This window comes from Xanthomonas sp. NCPPB 2933, from assembly GCF_056725225.1.
This window is the reverse complement of the sequence record NZ_CM161518.1, coordinates 327,443-345,432: the sequence shown is the minus strand read 5'-3', so window position 1 is coordinate 345,432 and position 17,990 is coordinate 327,443. Positions and strand designations below refer to the sequence as shown.

13 protein-coding genes and 1 pseudogene are annotated in these 17,990 nt (G+C 62.6%); 6 read left to right on the top strand and 8 right to left on the bottom strand.

Annotated features, from left to right (window positions below):
* Positions 1-13 precede the first annotated feature (13 nt).
* Entirely contained in the window at positions 14-1,222 is a 1,209-nt protein-coding gene (locus AC1PLU_RS01425) for a putative peptide maturation dehydrogenase (RefSeq protein WP_481093839.1), read from the bottom strand.
* Between the two features lie 93 nt (positions 1,223-1,315).
* Between AC1PLU_RS01425 and AC1PLU_RS01420 the strand changes: the two genes are divergently transcribed.
* Positions 1,316-1,654 (top strand): NHLP-related RiPP peptide, encoded by a 339-nt coding sequence (locus AC1PLU_RS01420; RefSeq protein WP_481107486.1) that lies wholly within the window; start codon positions 1,316-1,318, stop codon positions 1,652-1,654.
* On the opposite strand, the gene AC1PLU_RS01415 is transcribed toward AC1PLU_RS01420, so the two are convergent.
* From AC1PLU_RS01415 to aceB, 4 genes are all read right to left on the bottom strand, one after another.
* On the bottom strand, positions 1,594-4,245 hold the full coding sequence (locus AC1PLU_RS01415; RefSeq protein WP_481107485.1) for a putative peptide modification system cyclase: 2,652 nt from the start codon (positions 4,243-4,245) through the stop codon (positions 1,594-1,596). The two genes, AC1PLU_RS01420 and AC1PLU_RS01415, sit on opposite strands and share 61 nt — an antisense overlap.
* Positions 4,246-4,248: 3 nt before the next feature.
* Positions 4,249-5,325: a GGDEF domain-containing protein gene (locus tag AC1PLU_RS01410; protein WP_006450098.1), complete on the bottom strand. Its 1,077-nt coding sequence runs from the start codon at positions 5,323-5,325 to the stop codon at positions 4,249-4,251.
* Between the two features lie 255 nt (positions 5,326-5,580).
* Positions 5,581-6,876, bottom strand: a complete 1,296-nt coding sequence (aceA, locus tag AC1PLU_RS01405) for an isocitrate lyase (protein ID WP_481107484.1) — start codon at positions 6,874-6,876, stop codon at positions 5,581-5,583.
* A 194-nt stretch (positions 6,877-7,070) separates the two neighbouring features.
* On the bottom strand, positions 7,071-8,687 hold the full coding sequence (gene aceB / locus AC1PLU_RS01400) for a malate synthase A (protein ID WP_349810406.1): 1,617 nt from the start codon (positions 8,685-8,687) through the stop codon (positions 7,071-7,073).
* 117 nt (positions 8,688-8,804) lie between these two features.
* Here aceB and AC1PLU_RS01395 point away from each other — a divergent pair, with 117 nt between their 5' ends.
* The 4 genes and pseudogenes from AC1PLU_RS01395 (at position 8,805) to AC1PLU_RS01380 (ending at position 12,731) form a co-directional block, all read left to right on the top strand.
* Positions 8,805-9,761, top strand: coding sequence for a LysR family transcriptional regulator (locus AC1PLU_RS01395; protein ID WP_481093844.1), 957 nt, complete (start codon positions 8,805-8,807; stop codon positions 9,759-9,761).
* A gap of 388 nt (positions 9,762-10,149) precedes the next feature.
* Complete coding sequence (locus AC1PLU_RS01390) at positions 10,150-11,412, top strand: cation:proton antiporter (protein ID WP_481093845.1); 1,263 nt, start codon at positions 10,150-10,152, stop codon at positions 11,410-11,412.
* A gap of 154 nt (positions 11,413-11,566) precedes the next feature.
* A pseudogene (locus AC1PLU_RS01385) lies at positions 11,567-12,311 on the top strand (helix-turn-helix domain-containing protein).
* 69 nt (positions 12,312-12,380) lie between these two features.
* Entirely contained in the window at positions 12,381-12,731 is a 351-nt protein-coding gene (locus AC1PLU_RS01380; RefSeq protein ID WP_023902164.1) for a VOC family protein, read from the top strand.
* Between the two features lie 19 nt (positions 12,732-12,750).
* On the opposite strand, the gene AC1PLU_RS01375 is transcribed toward AC1PLU_RS01380, so the two are convergent.
* Positions 12,751-13,383: a TetR/AcrR family transcriptional regulator gene (locus AC1PLU_RS01375; RefSeq protein WP_104549918.1), complete on the bottom strand. Its 633-nt coding sequence runs from the start codon at positions 13,381-13,383 to the stop codon at positions 12,751-12,753.
* Between the two features lie 244 nt (positions 13,384-13,627).
* On the opposite strand from AC1PLU_RS01375, the gene AC1PLU_RS01370 reads away from it, so the two are divergent.
* Positions 13,628-14,683 carry an MBL fold metallo-hydrolase gene (locus AC1PLU_RS01370; protein WP_481107483.1) on the top strand — a complete coding sequence of 352 codons (1,056 nt, stop codon included), beginning with the start codon at positions 13,628-13,630 and terminating at the stop codon, positions 14,681-14,683.
* A 193-nt stretch (positions 14,684-14,876) separates the two neighbouring features.
* On the opposite strand, the gene lepB is transcribed toward AC1PLU_RS01370, so the two are convergent.
* Together lepB and AC1PLU_RS01360 are read right to left on the bottom strand one after the other, a co-directional pair.
* On the bottom strand, positions 14,877-15,503 hold the full coding sequence (lepB, locus tag AC1PLU_RS01365) for a signal peptidase I (RefSeq protein WP_481107482.1): 627 nt from the start codon (positions 15,501-15,503) through the stop codon (positions 14,877-14,879).
* A 301-nt stretch (positions 15,504-15,804) separates the two neighbouring features.
* Positions 15,805-17,973: a M3 family metallopeptidase gene (locus tag AC1PLU_RS01360; protein ID WP_481107481.1), complete on the bottom strand. Its 2,169-nt coding sequence runs from the start codon at positions 17,971-17,973 to the stop codon at positions 15,805-15,807.
* Positions 17,974-17,990: the final 17 nt, after the last annotated feature.

The window sequence follows — 17,990 nt, the reverse complement described above, 5'->3', positions numbered from 1 at the left end:
CGATGCTTGCTCGCTACTGTTGCCCGATCTCTCTGGAAGCCTCTCGATCAAGACCGATCGACCACACTGCGCCGCCAGGATCCAGCTCGGTATTTTTCATTTCCTCGGCACGCCAACCGAAGCCGCAGATGGCCAACGGGCCATCCTGCAGGCCATCCAGGCCTAGCGCGTGTTCGATATCCACCTCGTTGATTGCCGAGGTGACAAACGCTCCCAGCCCCAAATCGGTCGCGCTCAAATAGAGCGTCTGTGCAATATGGCCCACGTCCAGAATCATTGCACGGTAAGCCTTGGCATGGTTCCGATATTTCCAGAAGCTGCGTAAAAACCGCGGCGCCAGAATCAACAGCACCGGCGCATCGGCAAACCAGTGCTGCCCCGACACCGCCTTGCGTGCGAATTCCGCGAGCGGCTGTGCAGGCGATGGCAAGGGGTGCAATGCATGGTCGAGCGGGCGGTAGTGATACAGGCCACTTGCTATGCCCTCGACCCGCTGTACCAGCAGATAGGTTTCGGTGGGATGCAGACTGCCTCCCGATGGCACTGGCTTCTTCAAGAATGCGGTATCGTGCCCCACCTCGATCCGCGCGCTCGCCATGACGCTGCGTTCGAGCATCTGGGCCAATAATTCGCTTGATAGCGGGCGCTGCGTATCGAAATTGCGGCAGGTCACGCGCCGCGCCAGCAGTTGATCGAACGTACCCGGCGTTGCGCGCGGCAACGCTATTCGGGCTTCGGCGCCTTCCTCGCCACGGCTAACAACCTCTGCCGGCGGCGCACCCAGGCGCTCCACCATGCCTTCTGCAGTCGTCAGACCTTGCGCCTCCATCGTCGCCACGCTGTCCTCGCCTTTCCAACGCGCGAAGCGGTGCCACAACGCAGCCAATGGCCACCAGCGCTGCTGCTGCACCCGCTCGTCATTGTGGCGATGCGCTGCATGCTCCGGTTGATCGCTGATCACAAGCCCCTGCTCGATCAATCCATCGAGCCAGGCCGGTGGTGGCTGCATCTGATCGATTGACCGCCAGCGCGTTGGGCTCAACTCACCCAACCACTCGCGCTCGGCTGTGCCGACCTCCACTTCTGCATCGAGATGCGGCGCCAGTGCCAGCCATCGTGCGCGACGACGCAGCCCATCGCCGCCGGCAAGCAAGTGAGCAAGATCGAACACCGCATCGTTGCGAAGTTCGAAGAACAGCGTGGCACAGCGACGGATCTGCATAGGAACATCTCAAGGACGCATGAGCATGGTCGATATTGTGTCAGCTCTCCTGTCACACCACGCACCACACACCCTCATTCCGCAGGCAAGACCATGACCGACTCAGCCGATAACGCACATCCTCCGCTGGATGCATCCATTGCCGACAAGCTGCTGGAGCTGCTGTCCAGCGACGACGACTTCCGCGAATGCTTTCAATCTAATCCGGCTCAAGCGCTTGCCCGGATTGGCGCGGCCGGTGCGAACGCCGACGACCGCGTGCCCAGCATGGGAGAGCCATACTTCTGTATGACCACCAACCAGCTCGCTTCGAAGGAAGAGATCGCACTGGCCCGCACCGAGCTGCATAGCTACCTGACCGAGAACGCCAATCACACCGTGATTTTCGCCTTCGAGTCGGAGAGCATCCGCTCTACCCTGGTGCGCAGGTAAGCGGGCAGACGCGATACAGGCCACGCACGCACAAATGCCTGCGCCTGTTCGCGTGCCTCGTGGGTGCGGCCGAGTGCATGCAACGACTCGGCCATCCAGAGCTGTGCCAGCCGCGCATCGGCCACATTGAGCGGCTGCAGCGTTTGTGACGCGTTCGCTTCGATGTAAGCGCGACCTCGGCGCAGGGATAGCCAACGTGCTTGTTGCAGCGCTTCGGCATGTCGTCCGCTGTCACTCAGCAGCGCATACAGCGCAACGCGGGTCTGGAAGAGCGTGTCGTCACCGACTGGCAGGTGCGCAATAGCCGCCGCGCGGTCGCCCGTCAGCGCAAGATGTTGGGCTTCGACAATCGCGCGAAGGTCGGCGAGTACCGGCGTTTCATGTACCAGTGCCGGCCTGATCGCCTCAAGCGCGCGCGCGGTCAGACTATCGTCGCCGCTGCGTTGTGCGTGGCTGGCCACTATCAAGACCATCGCTGCATTGTCCTGCTGGTTCGCCATCGCCAACCTGTCGTCGGTTACTGCTGATGTCAACCGATCGAACGTCGGCTTCAGCTTGGTTGGGGTGGCCGGATCGGTTAGGGCGTCCGTCGTCAACGCAATGACCAGGAACTGCCGATAAAGGAAATCGTCGGCCTGCTTGCTACGCGTCAGAGCTTGCGCAATGGAAGCGCGCGCAGCCATCCAGTCGGCCTGATCGATCGCAATACTGGTGCGGTCGATCAACGGCACCACATCGTCGTTGACATAGCCGCTCCTCACGATCGTATCGAGCGCTTGCTGTGCTTCGGCGTAGCGATTCAGTGATGCCAACGCGCTGGCCCGCCGCCGTAGCGGACCGGCGCGATCAACGTCATCAGGGACAAAATACTTTAATGCGGCCTCGGCTTTTCCCTGAGCCAGCAAAATGCGTCCAACCCGATCCGTGGCGATCGCACGTAGCGGATCCTGCGGAACATCGGCTGCCTGCGCATAGGGAAGCGCCTCGGCAAAACGATTGGCAACGAATAGATGCCAGGAGGCATTGGCGGTTCCAGCGAAGTTGTCCGGATACAGCGATGCGAGGGTTCGCCACAGCGGCAACGCTTTCTCGGGCGCACGCAACTCGGCCGCCCAGGCATCCAGATAGAGCTGGTCACGCTCCGGCAAACGCCGGCGGAAACGGATCGCTTGATCCAGATACGGCAGCGCGCCATCGCGGTTGGAGATGGCGACCTTGATGCGTGCTGCGCCCAGATAGGCCAAGGCAAATTCCGGGTCGATGCCAACCGCGCGCTCGAAGAGTTCCATGCCTTGGCTCCACTGGCCTTTCACCGTGGCGTCGACACCGAGGGCATAGGCACGCAATGCATCCAGGCTTGAGGTGGTAACGGCGGGTAATGGCACCGAATGCTTGTCGATCGAAGCGACAACTTCGCCAAGTCCCTGCCTCAACTTACGGGTGACCTGATCTACGGACGACAGCGCGGACGGTAAGCCATCGCCTTGCACAAACTCCGAGTACACCGTGGTCTGCGTGCGTGGATCCACCAACTCCACACTGAAGCGGAGCTTGCCCCCAATCTCGGCCACAGTCGGCAGAATGACTGCACTGGCGCCATCGCGCATGGCCACTTCCGAGGCGATGGCACGATCGACGACAACGCTGTCCGGATCGCGTTTCATCCGGGTCATTGTGTCGCGCACTTTCATATCGCTCAGGACATTGACGTAGCGCGACTGCTCCAGGCTGATACGTAGCGCCTGCTCCAGCGAACTGTCGAGCAGCGTATTGCCCGTCAGATTGCGCAAGTCGCCCACCACCACCCAACCGCGTTCGGCGAAAGCGATCGCGGGCTCGGCGCGAGTGAAAAACCACACCGACACACAGACAGTGACGACCAACAACGTTTCTGCCAACAGCGCTGCCGGCCGGCGCCATAGCGGAATATCCCGCCATGCCTTGGGCGAATGCCTGGGCGCGCGCAGCGGCGTGACATCGATCTCGCCGACCTCGTAAATCTCCATTGGCGTAGGCACGCCCTTGAAGCGCCAGCGACCGTGGGATTTCCACAACAGTCGCTCAGCATGCGTGCCCAGTTCGCGCGCAGCGCGATGCGTCAGCGACTCGGCCACCGCCGAGATCAGGATCTGCCCGGGCCGTGCCATCGACATCAGGCGGGCGGCGGTGGGCTTGGCCAGGCCTTCCACTTCCAGCGGTTTGGCGCCGATGCTCACCGCTTCGTCGCTGTTGCGCCAGGTCAGCACTTCGCCGACGTGCAGGCCCTGGCGCGCGCATAGCGTCAGCGCGCGGGCATCGCCCATCGCCTTGAGTCCACGTGCGTAATCCAGTGCGAAGCCCAGGCCATCGATGGGGCGATCGAACAGCAGCAACAGCCCGTCCGAGCGGTCGATCAGACGGCCGCGCCATTGCTGCTGCAGTTTAACCACCAGACGGTCATGCTCGCGGAACAATGCGGCGGCGGCGTTGTCACCAATACGCTCGACCAGTGCGGTGGAATCGCATAGATCGGTCAACAGCAAGGTGCGCAGACGCGGCGCCTGGATCGCTTCCGACGACGCATCCTTGCGTGCGTGGGTGCGCGTGCTCATTGCTCAGTGATTGCCAGAGGCGAGCGTGTTACCCGATACCAGCGTGCTACCCGGCGCAGGTGCTTCGTGCATGCACAACACGTTACCGCCCTGCCGCTTGGCCTGGTACAACGCGCTATCGGCCAGCGTGTACCAGTCGTTCCATGCCGCATCCGCATCGATCATGCATAGGCCAAGACTGACCGAGCAGCCTTGCTCGCTCTGGGTGTTGCCCAGGCGTGCTTCCACCGCGCGCACGATGCATTCGCCGATGTGGTGCATCAGTTCCCGCGTGCCTTGCGCGACCAGCACGCAGAATTCGTCGCCGCCCAGCCGGCAGGCCAGATCGCCATCGGCGATCACCGAGCGCAGTGCATGGGCAACGTTCTGCAGCACACGGTCGCCGGCCAGATGACCGAATTCGTCATTGATGCGCTTGAAACGGTCGCAATCGATCAGGATCAGGCCCACACCGGGCACCGCGCCGGAACGCCGACATTCCTGCAGATGCAGCGCCAGACCGCGGCGGTTGTGCAGGCCGGTGAGCTCGTCGGTGCGACTCAACTCTTCGGTGTGGTTGAGTTTGTGCGAGGTGACATAGAGATTGTCCAGCGCCGCTTCCAGATCGTGGTTGCGACGGCGCAGCTGACGGATCAGCAACTGCTCGTTGTTGACCACACGCACGATGGAGCGGCGCAGAAAATGCGCCACCATCGACGGGTCGTGATCGACCAGGCGCTGAAAATCGTCGTGTGCCAGTTCGATCAAACGGCTGTCGGTGGAGGCACTGGCGCCGGCACTGCGTGCGTGGTCGCCGATCAGCAAGCCAAGTTCGCCGAAGAATTCGCCCGGGCCCAGATGCTTGAGCATCAGGTCCTCACCAAAATCCAGATCGATCTGGCCGCTGACAACGATGAACATCTGCGTGCCCACGGCACCACGCTCGAACAGCGCCTGGCCCGCCGCCAACTCGCGCGCACGGCCGAAGCGGGCGAAAAACGCCAGCTCTTCGGCAGTCATCAGCGCATGCAGCCCGTCGGACAACGTTTTGGCAACGCCTCCAGTCGGTTCGACCGCGCCTGCGGTGTTGTGGCAAGTCATCCAGATTTCCTTAGGCTGGCCTACAACGTTAGCCCATGGACAAATCCTACAGGACCCCTTTGTTCAGCACCAGGTCACACTATTTCTCACAGATGAAGAGACGGAATGACGGGTATGAAGTGAAAAAAAAGGGCCCGGTTTCCCGAGCCCTCTCCCTCCCGAGCTGCACCTGGTGGCCTGCTGCAGGCTAAGAGCGGCTAACAAAAACTACTGCGCGGCCGCCAGGCAGGCGCTCGCCACGTTTTGTTAGTCGCTCTAAGCCGCCTTTTCACTATGAAATTGCTCTTCCTCGGTCGACCCACGTAGCGCGGTGGTAGACGACTGCCCCTGCTGAATCGCCTGCGTCACCGCGTCGAAGTACCCGGTGCCCACCTCGCGCTGATGCTTGACTGCGGTAAAGCCCATGTCTGCCGCTGCGAACTCGGCCTGCTGCAACTCGACGAAGGCGCTCATCTGGCGGCGTGCGTAACCATGGGCCAGGTTGAACATGCCGTAGTTCAAGGCGTGGAAGCCGGCCAGGGTGATGAACTGGAATTTATAGCCGTAGCTCGCCAGTTCGGTCTGGAATCTGGCGATGGTGGCGTCGTCCAGGTGCTTCTTCCAGTTGAAGCTCGGCGAGCAGTTATAGGCCAACAATTTGCCGGGGAACTTGGCATGGATGGCTTGGGCGAAGGCGCGCGCGAATTCCAGATCCGGCTTGCCGGTCTCGCACCAGATCAGATCCGCATACGGTGCGTAAGCCAGCCCACGGCTGATCGCCTGATCCAGTCCGTTGCGGGTCTTGAAGAAGCCTTCGACAGTACGCTGCCCGGTGGTGAACGGCTGATCGTTGGCATCTACATCGCTGGTGATCAGATCGGCCGCTTCGGCATCGGTGCGTGCGATCAATAGGGTGGGCACGCCCAGCACATCGGCCGCCAGACGCGCGGCATTCAACTTTTCGATCGCCTCACGCGTAGGCACCAGCACCTTGCCGCCCATGTGGCCGCACTTTTTCACCGACGCCAGTTGATCTTCGAAATGCACGCCGGCGGCGCCGGCTTCGATCATCGCCTTCATCAGCTCGAAGGCGTTGAGCACGCCGCCGAAGCCGGCTTCGGCATCGGCCACGATGGGCTGCAGGAAGTCGATGTCATCGTTGCCTTCGGCGTGGTGCAATTGATCCGCACGCAGCAGCGTGTTGTTGATGCGCTTGACCACTGCCGGTACCGAATCGGCCGGATACAGCGATTGGTCCGGGTACATCTGCCCGGCCAGATTCGCATCGGCGGCGACCTGCCAACCGGACAGGTAAATCGCCTTCAAACCGGCCTTGACCTGCTGCATCGCCTGATTGCCGGTCAACGCGCCCAGCGCATTGACGAACGGCGTGGTGTGCAAGGAGTTCCACAACTTATGCGCGCCCAGCCGTGCCAGCGAATGCTCGACATGCACGGTGCCACGCAAGCGCACCACATCGGCCGCGGTGTAGTTGCGGGTGATGCCGGTCCAGCGCGGGTTGCTGGCCCAGTCCTGCTGGATCTGTTCGGCGGTCTGCAGTGTGTTGCTCATGGTGCGTTCTCCTGACAGGGATACGGCGGATGCAACGAGGAAGGAATGGCGCGTTGAGGTGTGCTCAAGGCATGGCAAAGCCGTCGTTGCGCGCGTCGGCGCAATCGGGCGATGTGCTGCGTTGTCGTGATGCGTTGTGTTGAAGGGTTACGGCGACAACGCGCGTGCTGTGGCCTGTCGCTGCAGTGGATAGATCAATCGATCAATCGGTAGGCCGGCACGGTGAGGAAGTCGGCCAGTTCATCGGCGCGGCTGAGTGTTTCCAGCAAGGCAATGGCGTCATCGATGCGCGCAGCGCCAGGCAGTGCGTTGGTCGCGCCCAGGCGTGCCGGCAGCGCCCGCAACGCGGTCTGCAATAACTGCTGATCGATGGCAGTGCCGTCGTCCAGATGCTGGCCGTGATGCAGCCACTGCCATAGTTGCGCACGGCTGATTTCTGCAGTGGCGGCGTCTTCCATGAGGTTGTGGATCGGCACGCAGCCATTGCCGTCCAGCCAGGCGGCCAGATAACGCACGCACACTTCCACATTGCCTTCGAACCCTGCGCGGGTGACGTTGCCCGGCGAGGGGGCGATCAACATATCGCGCGTCACCTGCACATCGTTGCGCAAGACGTGATGCTGATGCGCGGTGGGCATGTGCTCGTCGAACAGCTTCATTGCCACCGGAATCAAGGCCGGATGCGCTACCCAGGTGCCATCGTGCCCGGCTGTCACTTCGCGCAACTTGTCGGCACGCACGCGGGCCATCGCCTGCTCGTTGGCGGCTTCGTCGTGGTTGATCGGAATCTGCGCGGCCATGCCGCCCATCGCATGCGCGCCACGGCGATGGCAGGTCTTGATCAACAGTTCCGAATACGCCTTCAAGAACGGCTGGGTCATGGTGACCTGGCCACGCTCGGGCAGTACGCGGTCGCGATGCGCCCGGAAGGTTTTCAGATACGAAAAGATGTAATCCCAGCGCCCGCAATTGAGCCCGACGATACGATCGCGCAGCGCGTGCAGAATCTCGTCCATCTCGAACACCGCCGGCAGCGTTTCGATCAGCACGGTGACCTTGATCTGCCCATGCGGCAGGCCGAGCATCGCTTCGATATGCGCCAGCGCGGTCTCCCACAGTGCAGCTTCTTCCATGCTCTGCAGCTTGGGCAGATACAGATACGGGCCGCGGTCCTTGGCCAGCAGCGCGCGGCCGTTGTGGTAGGCGAACAGGGCGGCATCGAACAGGCCGCCGGCCAGCGGCTGACCATCGATGAGCACGTGCTTCTCGTCCAGGTGCCAACCGCGTGGGCGCACGATCAACACCGCGCGCTCGGCTTCCGGGCGCAGCGCGTAGTGCTTGCCGTTGGGCGCATCGAAGCTGAGATCGCCGCGCACTGCGGCGGCCAACGTGCGCTGGCCGGCCAGCAGGTTGCGCCAGGTCGGCGCGGTGGAATCTTCGAAGTCGGCCATGAACACCTTGGCGCCGGAATTCAGCGCGTTGATGACCATCTTCGGATCGGTGGGGCCAGTGATCTCGACGCGGCGGTCCTGTAGCGCCGCCGGCAGTGCGGCCACGCGCCAGTCGCCGGCGCGGATGGCGCGGGTGTCGGGGCGGAAGTCCGGCAACTGGCCGGCGTCGAACTCGGCCTGGCGCACCCGCCGCTGGGCGAGGCGCTGCTGGCGACCGGGTTCGATCGCCCGGTGCAGCGACACCAGCAACGCCAACGCGGCGGCTGGCAGGAGTTCTGCCTGACCGGCCACCTGCGTGGTCAGCGACAGACCGGGAGTGGCGCGTTCGGTAGAGCGTGGAGCGAAAGCGGTGGCAGACATGGCGTAAGTCCTTTGCATCCGGACTTGCACCGTGCGCTGCCAGCAACTATTTGACAAAGCAGTTTTATCAATGCTGTAAATAAGCCAAGCTTATAGTGGATTTTCGTACCCACCCAAATGGCGCCAACCCCTCGATTTTCCTACAAATCCGACCGGCTCAAGCCGCTGCGTGCGTTCTGCCAGACGGTTAGATTAGGCTCGGTCTCACGGGCGGCTGAGGCGCTTTACGTCAGCCAGCCGGCGGTGACGCTGCAATTGCAGGCGCTGGAACGCGACCTGGGCGTGGCCTTGTTCGAGCGCTCCGGGCGGCGGATGACACCCAGCCGCGAGGGCCAGCTGCTCTACGAAATGGCACTGCCGCTGGTGGAAAGCCTGGACGGTCTGGAGGCGAGCTTTCGCGAGAAGGTGCGCGGGCTGGATGCGGGCGAGCTCAATATCGCCGCCAACAGCTCCACCATCCTGTATCTGCTGCCGCGCATCGTGGCGAACTTCCGTGCGCGCCATCCGGACGTGCGGCTGACCCTGCACAACGCCATCAGCGCCGACGGCACCGACCTGCTGCGCGAGGATGCGGTGGACCTGGCCGTCGGCTCGATGCTGGACGTGCCGGCCGACCTCAACTACGCGCCGGTGTATCGTTTCGAACAGTTGTTGATCACCCCGCCCGATCACCCGCTGGCCAGCAAGCCCACCGTCACGTTGCAGGATCTGTCGCCGTATCCGCTGATCCTGCCGCCGCGCAGGCAGGTGACCTATCGACTGGTCGATCTGGTCTTCCAGCAGGCACGCGTGCCCTACACAGTGGCCTTGGAAGTGGGCGGTTGGGAGGTGATCAAGCAATACGTGGCGATGGGCATGGGCATTTCCATCGTCACCGCAATCTGCGTCACCGACGCCGACCGCGACAAACTCGCTACACGCTCGCTTAAGGACTATTTCCCTACCCGCAGCTATGGCGTAGTGGTACGCAAAGGCAAGTATCTCTCGCCGCAGGCGCGCGCGTTTATCGAGCTGATCCAGCCGGATCTGTTTACCCCGCGCGGGTATGACGAAAGTGGCGATTCGGAGCGGTGAGTTTCTTCTGCCTGCTGCATGCGTATAAGTTCGACTCGTCGGACGTTGCGACAAGCACTGCGCATGAGTTCGGCATGCGCTCTACGTGGGCGATGTCTTGCACGGCAGGCACGTCGCCGCTTCAAAGCGCAGCGTGATCAAGGCCTGCAAGCGCCACAAGGCGGCGTAGGCGAGAGGCTAACGTAGGCAGCAAGAACCACTCAGCATCAAGCAGAATTCCTGTCGGCTCGACGCCATTGCACTGTGGTTATCGTCATAGACTGGGCCGATGCTGTGGGTATCACTACATGTCATCAACAGCTGCTCGGTCCGGGGGAACGACTGAGCTTACGCACAGCACACCCGCATTGCGGGGCGAGCCGACTCAACCGATGCAAAGGCTGACGCAATGAATCCGACCACGTTGTTGCTGGTGCAGTTGGCGGTGATCCTGGGCGCGGCACGTGCATGCGGCGCGCTGTTGCAACGCGTCGGGCAGCCGCCGGTGATCGGCGAAATGGCGGCCGGGTTGTTGCTGGGGCCGATCGCATTCGGCGCATGGTTGCCGGACTTGCACGGCGTGTTGTTCGCCTTCAACAGCCTGCCGCCGTTGTCCGGCTTGGCCAACATCGGCGTGGTGCTCTTCATGTTCATTGTGGGCGTGGAGCTGCGCGCGCCGGAAGGCACCAAAGCGCAGGTGCGTGCATCGATCCTGGTGGGCTTGTCGGGCATCGTGCTGCCGTTGTTGCTCGGCCTGGCTGCGGCACCGTGGTTGTTTGCGCACTTTGCACCGCAGGGCATCGGCTTCTGGCGGTTTGCGTTGTTCATCGCCGCAGCGATGTCGGTCACCGCATTTCCGGTGCTGGCGCGCATCCTCAAGGACCGCAATCTGACCCGCACGCCTGCGGGCCGGTTGGCGCTGGGCGCGGCGGTGATCGACGATGCCACGGTGTGGATCTTCCTGGCGCTCGTGCTCACGCTGACCGGCGGCAACACGCATGGCGGTGTCGGCTTCACTGCCGCCGGTGCGTTGGTGTTGATTGCGGTGGTGTTCGGCCTGTTGAAGCCCGCTTACGCGCGCCTGCTGCGGCCGCGTGTGAGCGATGGGCGCTATGCGCCAACTGCGTTGGTGTGGGTGTTGATCGGTTTGCTGGCTTGCGCCGCAGTGGCCGAATGGATCGGCCTGCATGCGATCTTCGGCGCGTTCCTGTTCGGCATCTGCGTGCCGCGCGAAGACCGCTTGTTGGAACACCTGGCCGGGCGTATCGAGCCATTGGCGATCACCTTGCTGATGCCGGTGCTGTTTGCGGTCGCCGGCCAGGCCACCAGCCCGGGCGTCTTGGTGGGCGCAGGCATCGCCGGCTTCGCGCTGGTGGTCGGCGTGGCGGTGACCGGCAAGCTGGTTGGCTGCACCTTGGGCGCGCGCCTGAGCGGCCACGATTGGCGCGACAGCCTGACCGTGGGCTCACTGATGAACGCGCGCGGCCTGATGGAGCTGGTGGTGATCAAGATCGGCCTGGACAGCGGCGTGATCGGGCCGGATCTGTTTACGCTGCTATTCGGCATGACCCTGGTGACCACGGTGATGACCTCGCCGATGGTGGCCTGGTTGCAACGTGGCCGGCACGCGGCCGATGCCAATGGGTTGGGTGCGGGTAACTCAACGCATTGACGCTGCAGCGCTGGCAGACTGCGTGTGGCGCCGGTCGCCGCGTTGCGTACTTCCGTATTGGCATTTCGTGTCGAATGCATGCGATTGGCAATGTGCATTCTCAACGCTGCAGTAGCTGAGCAGCACCGCATCCACTTCTTTACATGGCGCAGTGATGTCCGACCCCTCTGAGTCCTGTTATGCCGAAAGCGCAGCGCCTCCTGCGTTGCGTGCGCAACTGCAGTGCAGCTGGCGATTTCGCCAGAGCACGATTTCGATGGAACCCGTACTGATATTGCCCGATGGCAGCGTCGATCTGATCTGGGATGGCACCACGGTTTTCGTTGCCGGGCCGGATCGCACAGCCGCTATGGCATCGCCCGCGTCGGGAAGTGTGCTGAGCGGAGTGCGTCTGGCTGCGGGTACAGCGGCCGGCCTGTTGAAGCTCCCGTTGCACGCCATCGCTGACCAACGCGTTGCCTTGGAATCGCTATGGGGCGTGCAGGGCCGCACCTGGCAACATCGCCTGGAAGATGGCGCCGATCCACTGCATACCTTGCACACGCTCTGCCAACAGCACACCACATCGCAAGATCAACAGATGGCATGGCTGTTCGATCAGTTGGCTGTTCGATCAGTTGGCTGTCGGCAGGCCGATGCGGCTTGCCGAGCTGACCCAATCGCTGGGCATCAGCGAGCGCTCATTGCGCCACCGCTGCCAGGACGCATTCGGCTACGGCAGCAAGACCTTGGAACGGATTCTTCGGTTGCAGCGTTTTCTGCGTATCGCCCGCCAGCACCGCACGTTGACCGACGCTGCGCTGGACGCAGGCTATGGCGATGCGCCACATCTAGTGCGCGATGCACGCCAGCTCAGCGGCCTGAGCCCGCGCGTGTTGGTACAGCAGCACGCGTGCTGAGCTGGCCGTTTTCGCCAAGCCACGTGCATGCACCGATTGCATGCTGTGCCTCCATTCCAGGAGCACGCCATGACCGACAACGCGCCACAGCACCGCATTGATTACCTCGAATTCGCCGTCGACTCGATCGCCATCGCCAAGACCTTTTACGCGCAAGCATTTGACTGGACGTTTCAGGATTACGGCCCGGACTATTGCGAATTCCGCGACGGGCGCCTGACCGGCGGCTTCTTCCACGGCCCTGCGCAGCCCGGCGGCGCGTTGGTGGTGCTTGCCTCCGATGACCTTGCCCATAGCCAGGCCCGCATCGAAGCGGCTGGCGGAAAGATCACCAAACCGCTATTCGCGTTTCCGGGCGGGCGACGCTTTCATTTCGCCGATCCGCACGGCTATGCATTGGCGGTGTGGTCGAAGGACTAAAGGCGCATCACGAGCGCACTCACTCGCGCCCGTACAACCCCAAAAACATCGCCACCGCCGATTCGGCCACTTGCGTCTGTTGCTGCGGCGACAAAGGCGGCTGGCCCATGGTGAGCTGCGGCCAGAACGCGAAGCCTTTGACCAGTGCCTGCAGCTGCTGTGAGGCGAAGTCCGCCTCCACGCCGGCCAGGCGGCCGTCGGCCAGTGCGGCGCGCAGCCAGGTGGTGGTGCCTTCTTCCTTGCTGCCCAGCTGCGATATCAGTTCGCGGGCACGCGCCGGGGAGTGAATGCCCTCGGCGAGGGCCACACGCGACAGATCGATAAACGCCGGGTCGTCGAGCAGACGCAGCTTCTGCTGCAGCAACGTTATCAACTGCGCGCGCAACGGCTGGTCGGGCCGGTACGCCAGGTTCACCGCATCGGCGCTGCGCTGCCACAGCCCGCGCAGGATTTCGCCAAACAGCGCGTCCTTGCTGGGGAAATGGTTGTAGACGGTGCGCTTGGACACCCCGGCGGTGGCCGCCACGCGGTCCATGCTAGTGGCCTCGAAACCGTGCTGGCGGAACTCGGCAATGGCCGCCTCCACGATGGCGTGGCGCTTGCGGTCGGTCAGCCGCTGCGGCGCGGCTGGAGGGGAAGAGGCAGTCGACATTTGCCGATTTTACACCCGGTAGTTTACTTTCACAGAAATAAAACTACACTGTGTAGTGTAATCTCGGCAGTCAGCAGCGTGACACGCGAGTGTCACGCGGGCGCAGCCGGCGCGTAGGAACCGCAGCGTACGAACGGTCTCTGCAGCTCCTCAGCGCCGAGCACAGCCCATCTGGCAGTCGCGCAGTCGTGTTTGGTCGCTCGCATTCCTTATCGCTATTCCCACGTCTCGGTCGGACTCTCCTATGGCTTCTCCTCGCCCTTCCCCCTATGCCGCCTCGCCGCAGTTCCGCGGTGGCCGGTTTCGCAATGTGCTGCCGCTGCCGACTGTCACGCTGAGCCTGCGCGAGCAGATCGGACTGCTGTGGAGGGTCTTCTTCGCCAAGCCCAGCACCACGGTGCCGTCCGCCCCGTTGCCGGTGCAGCCGTTGACGCGCGCGCAGCTGCTTGCCGCACCCGATCGGAGTTTGTATCGCCTGGGCCATTCCACCGTGCTGATGAAGCTGGCCGGCGGGTGGTGGCTGACCGACCCGGTGTTCTCCAAGCGCGCCTCGCCGGTGCCGTTCGCCGGGCCCAAGCGTTTCCACGCGCCACCGATCGCGCTGGACGATGTGCCGCCACTGGTCGGGGTGATCCTGTCGCACAACCATTACGACCATCTCGACCGCGCCAGCATCCGCGCGCTGGCCGACCGCGTGGGCGTGTTTGTCGCACCGCTGGGTGTGGGCGATCTGCTGGTGCGCTGGGGCGTGGACCCGGCCAAGGTGCGTCAGCTGGATTGGTGGGAGGCGATCACCATCGATGGCCTGCAACTCACCGCCACCCCGTCGCAGCATTTTTCCGGGCGCGGGTTGTTCGATAGCGGGCGGTCGCTGTGGTGTTCCTGGGCGATCCAGGACCGCGACCTGCGCGTGTTCTTCAGCGGCGACGGCGGCTATGGCCCGCACTTCAAGACCATCGGCGAGCAGCTCGGCCCGTTCGACGTGGCGCTGATCGAAAACGGCGCCTACGACCAGCAGTGGCCGCATGTGCACATGCAACCGGAGCAGAGCCTGCAGGCATATCTGGACGTGGGCGGGCAGACGCTGCTGCCGATCCACAACGGCACCTTCGATCTGGCCATGCACGCGTGGCAGGAGCCGCTGGACCGGATCGTGACACTAGCCGACAGCGCCGGCGTCGCACTGGTCACGCCGTGCATGGGCGAGCGGGTGGATCTGCAGGCGCCAGCCAATCGCGTGCGTTGGTGGCGGCAGGATGCGGCGGCAGCGGCGTCGGATGGAATGGTGGCGACGCAGTAGCTGGTTGAATGGCGGCAGTGGCGCACGAGCGCGTGGTGTTTGCGCAACGTGCTATTGCCACCGCCTGCTATCGACGCCTACAACGCATCGTCCAGTGCTGGCGTTGCCTGGGGACTCAGCTGCGCTAAGCGCATCCAACACAGCTGGGCGATGCGTATGCGCCTGGTTGACTTGAAGCGAGGAGCATCGCGGATCACAAGCGCTGCCACTCCAATCCTTCGCCACGCCGGTAATACACCGCCACCGCCTTGCCATAGACCGCCGGTACATCGACCAATCCAAAATAGCGGCCATCCAGGCTGTTGCCACGATGGTCGCCCAACATCAGCAGCTTGCCGGGCGGCACTGTCAGCCCGGCGATGTTGGGGCCACCGCCATTGCCGAGATTCAACTGCGCCATATGCGCGCCGAAGCGCTCGGCATCGCGGCCTTCCGATGCCAAGGGCTCACCGTTGATCTGCAGATGGCCGTCGATCAAGTCGACTCGGTCGCCTGCCACTGCCACCACACGCTTGATCAAACGTGTACCATCGCGCGGCGAATCGAACACCACCACCTCGCCACGTTGCGGCTGATCCCCATTGACGAGAATGCGATTGCTCAACGGCAGTCGCCAGCCGTAAGCATGCATGTCCACCACCACGCGATCGCCCGGCTCCAGGGTGGGCTGCATCGAGCCACTCGGCACCTGGTAATGATTGGCGAACGAGGAGCGTGCTGCGGTCATCAGCACCAGTAGCACAAGCAACGGCAGCAGTTCCTTGCGCGACCAGTGCGCGGCGCGTTGCAGACGTGAAGCGGTGTCAGTGGGTTGGTTCATGAGGCACCTGTTGGTGTGAATGGCGGGCGGGCGATGGCCTGTCGAAGATGCGCTTGCGCAGCGGATCGGCGGAAGTGACGAAAGGCATGGCACTGGACGCGTTGCTGTTGGTGGCGTGCTGTTGATGCCGTTGCCTCGGCTTTCTGCTCTCCGGGCCCGATACCGCAGCGGCAGCAAATAGCAACACCATTACCTGATGCGGTCTATCCACAAACAAAAACGGGATGGCGCATGGCCATCCCGTCTCAGTTGCTCATTGCACGCGAAAAAAGCGCATGCAACACCTACACACGCGCATCGCTCACTCCGCCAAACCGCGGTTTTCCAGCAGTGCCTTGACGCCGGGATCCTTGCCGCGGAAATCGCGATACAGCGTGGCAAGGTCCATGGTGTTACCGCGCGAAAGAATCTTGGCGCGGAAGAGATCGCCGTTCTTGCGGTTCAAGCCGCCGTTTTCCTTGAACCATTCGAATGCTTCGTCGTCGAGTACTTCCGACCAGAAGTAGGCGTAGTAACGCGCCGAGTATCCACGGCTCCAGATGTGATCAAAATAGCTGGTGTGGTAGCGCGGCGGCACCTGGGGCAAATCCACCTTGAAGCGTTTCAGCGCATCGGCTTCGAACTTGCTCACATCCAGCACGGGTGCGTCGGCGGGCCGAGTGTGCAACGCCAGGTCCAGCAGTTGGGCCGACAGTGTCTCGGTGATCTTATAGCCGCTGTCGAAGGTCCTGGATTTTTTCAGCTTCTCCACCAACTCGGTCGGCATCGCTGCGCCGGTCTGATAGTGCTTGGCATAGTGGGCGAAAACAGCCGGATCCGACGCCCAGTGCTCGTTGAACTGTGAAGGAAATTCAACAAAGTCGCGCGGGGTGTTGCCGCTGCCCAAGGATGGGTATTTCCCTGCGAAAAACATGTGGTGCAACGCATGGCCAAACTCATGAAACATCAAGGTGACCTCCACCATGCTCAGCAGCGCGGGCTGACCGGCAGCGGGCTTGGTAAAATTACAGACGTTGACGACCACCGGCTTGGCGCCACTCAGTCCGTTGTGCTCCGCAAACGAGCCGTTCCAGGAGCCGCCCGACTTACTGTCACGCTTGAAATAGTCGGCGTAGAACAGCGCTATCGAGGTGCCATCCGCATCCAAGACCTCATACACCTTGACGTCCGGGTGATAGGTCGGGATGTCGGTGCGCCGCTTGAAAGTTACGCCGTACAGCTGGGTGGCAGCGTAGAAAACCCCGTTCTGCAGCACATTATCCAACTCAAAGTACGGCTTGATCTGCGCGTCATCCAGATCGTACTTGGCCTTGCGAACCTGCTCGGCGTAATAGTTCCAATCGGAAGCGGCAAGCGTGAAACCGCCATGCTGGGTGTCGATCAGTTTCTGGATCTCGGCTGCTTCGCGCCGAGCCTTGGCGGTGGCTGCCGGCACGGTGTCGGTTAGCAGCTTCAGCGCGGTCTGCGGCGTCTTGGCCATCTGGTCGCCCAGGCTGTAGGCGGCATAGGTATCGAAGCCGAGCAGCTTGGCCTTTTGCGCACGCAATTGGGTCAGGCGCTGGACGATCTGGCGGGTGTCATTGGCATCGCCCTGTTCTGCGCGCGTTTCCGCGGCTTTCATGATCTGCGCACGCAGCGCGCGATCCTTCAATTGCGCTAGCACCGGTTGCTGCGTGGTGTTTTCCAAGCTCAGCAAATAGCTTCCGTCGAGTTTGCGCGCCTTGGCGGCAGCGGCGGCAGCGGCGATATCGCCATCGCTGAGCCCATCGAGTCTGGACTTGTCGTTCACCACCACCGCTGCGGCGAGTGTCGCAGCGGTCAGTTTGGTGTGGAACTGGGTGGTGAGCGTGGTTTCTTCCACATTGAGCTTGCGCAAGCTGCTTTTGTCGGCATCGGACAGTTGCGCGCCATCACGAATGAAGGCGTTGTAATCGTGTTCGAGCAGGCGCTTCTGCTCCGGATTCAGGGCAAGGGTGTCGCGCTGATCGTAGAGGGTCTTGAAGCGTGCAAACAGCTTTGGGTCCAGACCGAACTCATCCCCAAGTGTGGCCAATTCTGGCCCGATCTCTTGCTTGATCTTTTGGCGCACATCATTGGTATCGGCCGACGATAATGCGAAGAAAATATTCGATACCCTGGACAGCGTTTCGCCGCTACGCTCGAGCGCTTCCACCGTATTTTCAAACGTCGCTGGCTCGGGGTTGTCGGCGATCTTGCGCAAATCGATTCGACTCAGCCGAATGCCTTCTTCAAACGCGGGCAGATAATCGCTGTCCTGAATCTTGTCGAACGGCGGCGCCTGGAACGGTAACGTGCTGGGAATCAGTAGCGGATTCGAGCGGAGATCGGGCACCTGCGCAGCTGTGGTCTTCCCGGTCGCGTCGGTGGGTGGCTGACCCGGCGACTCTTTTCCGGAACAGGCAGCCAGTGCCAGGGTGATGGCGGCGGCCAGGGCGAGGGTACGGAGCATGCTGTGGGTCATTCCTA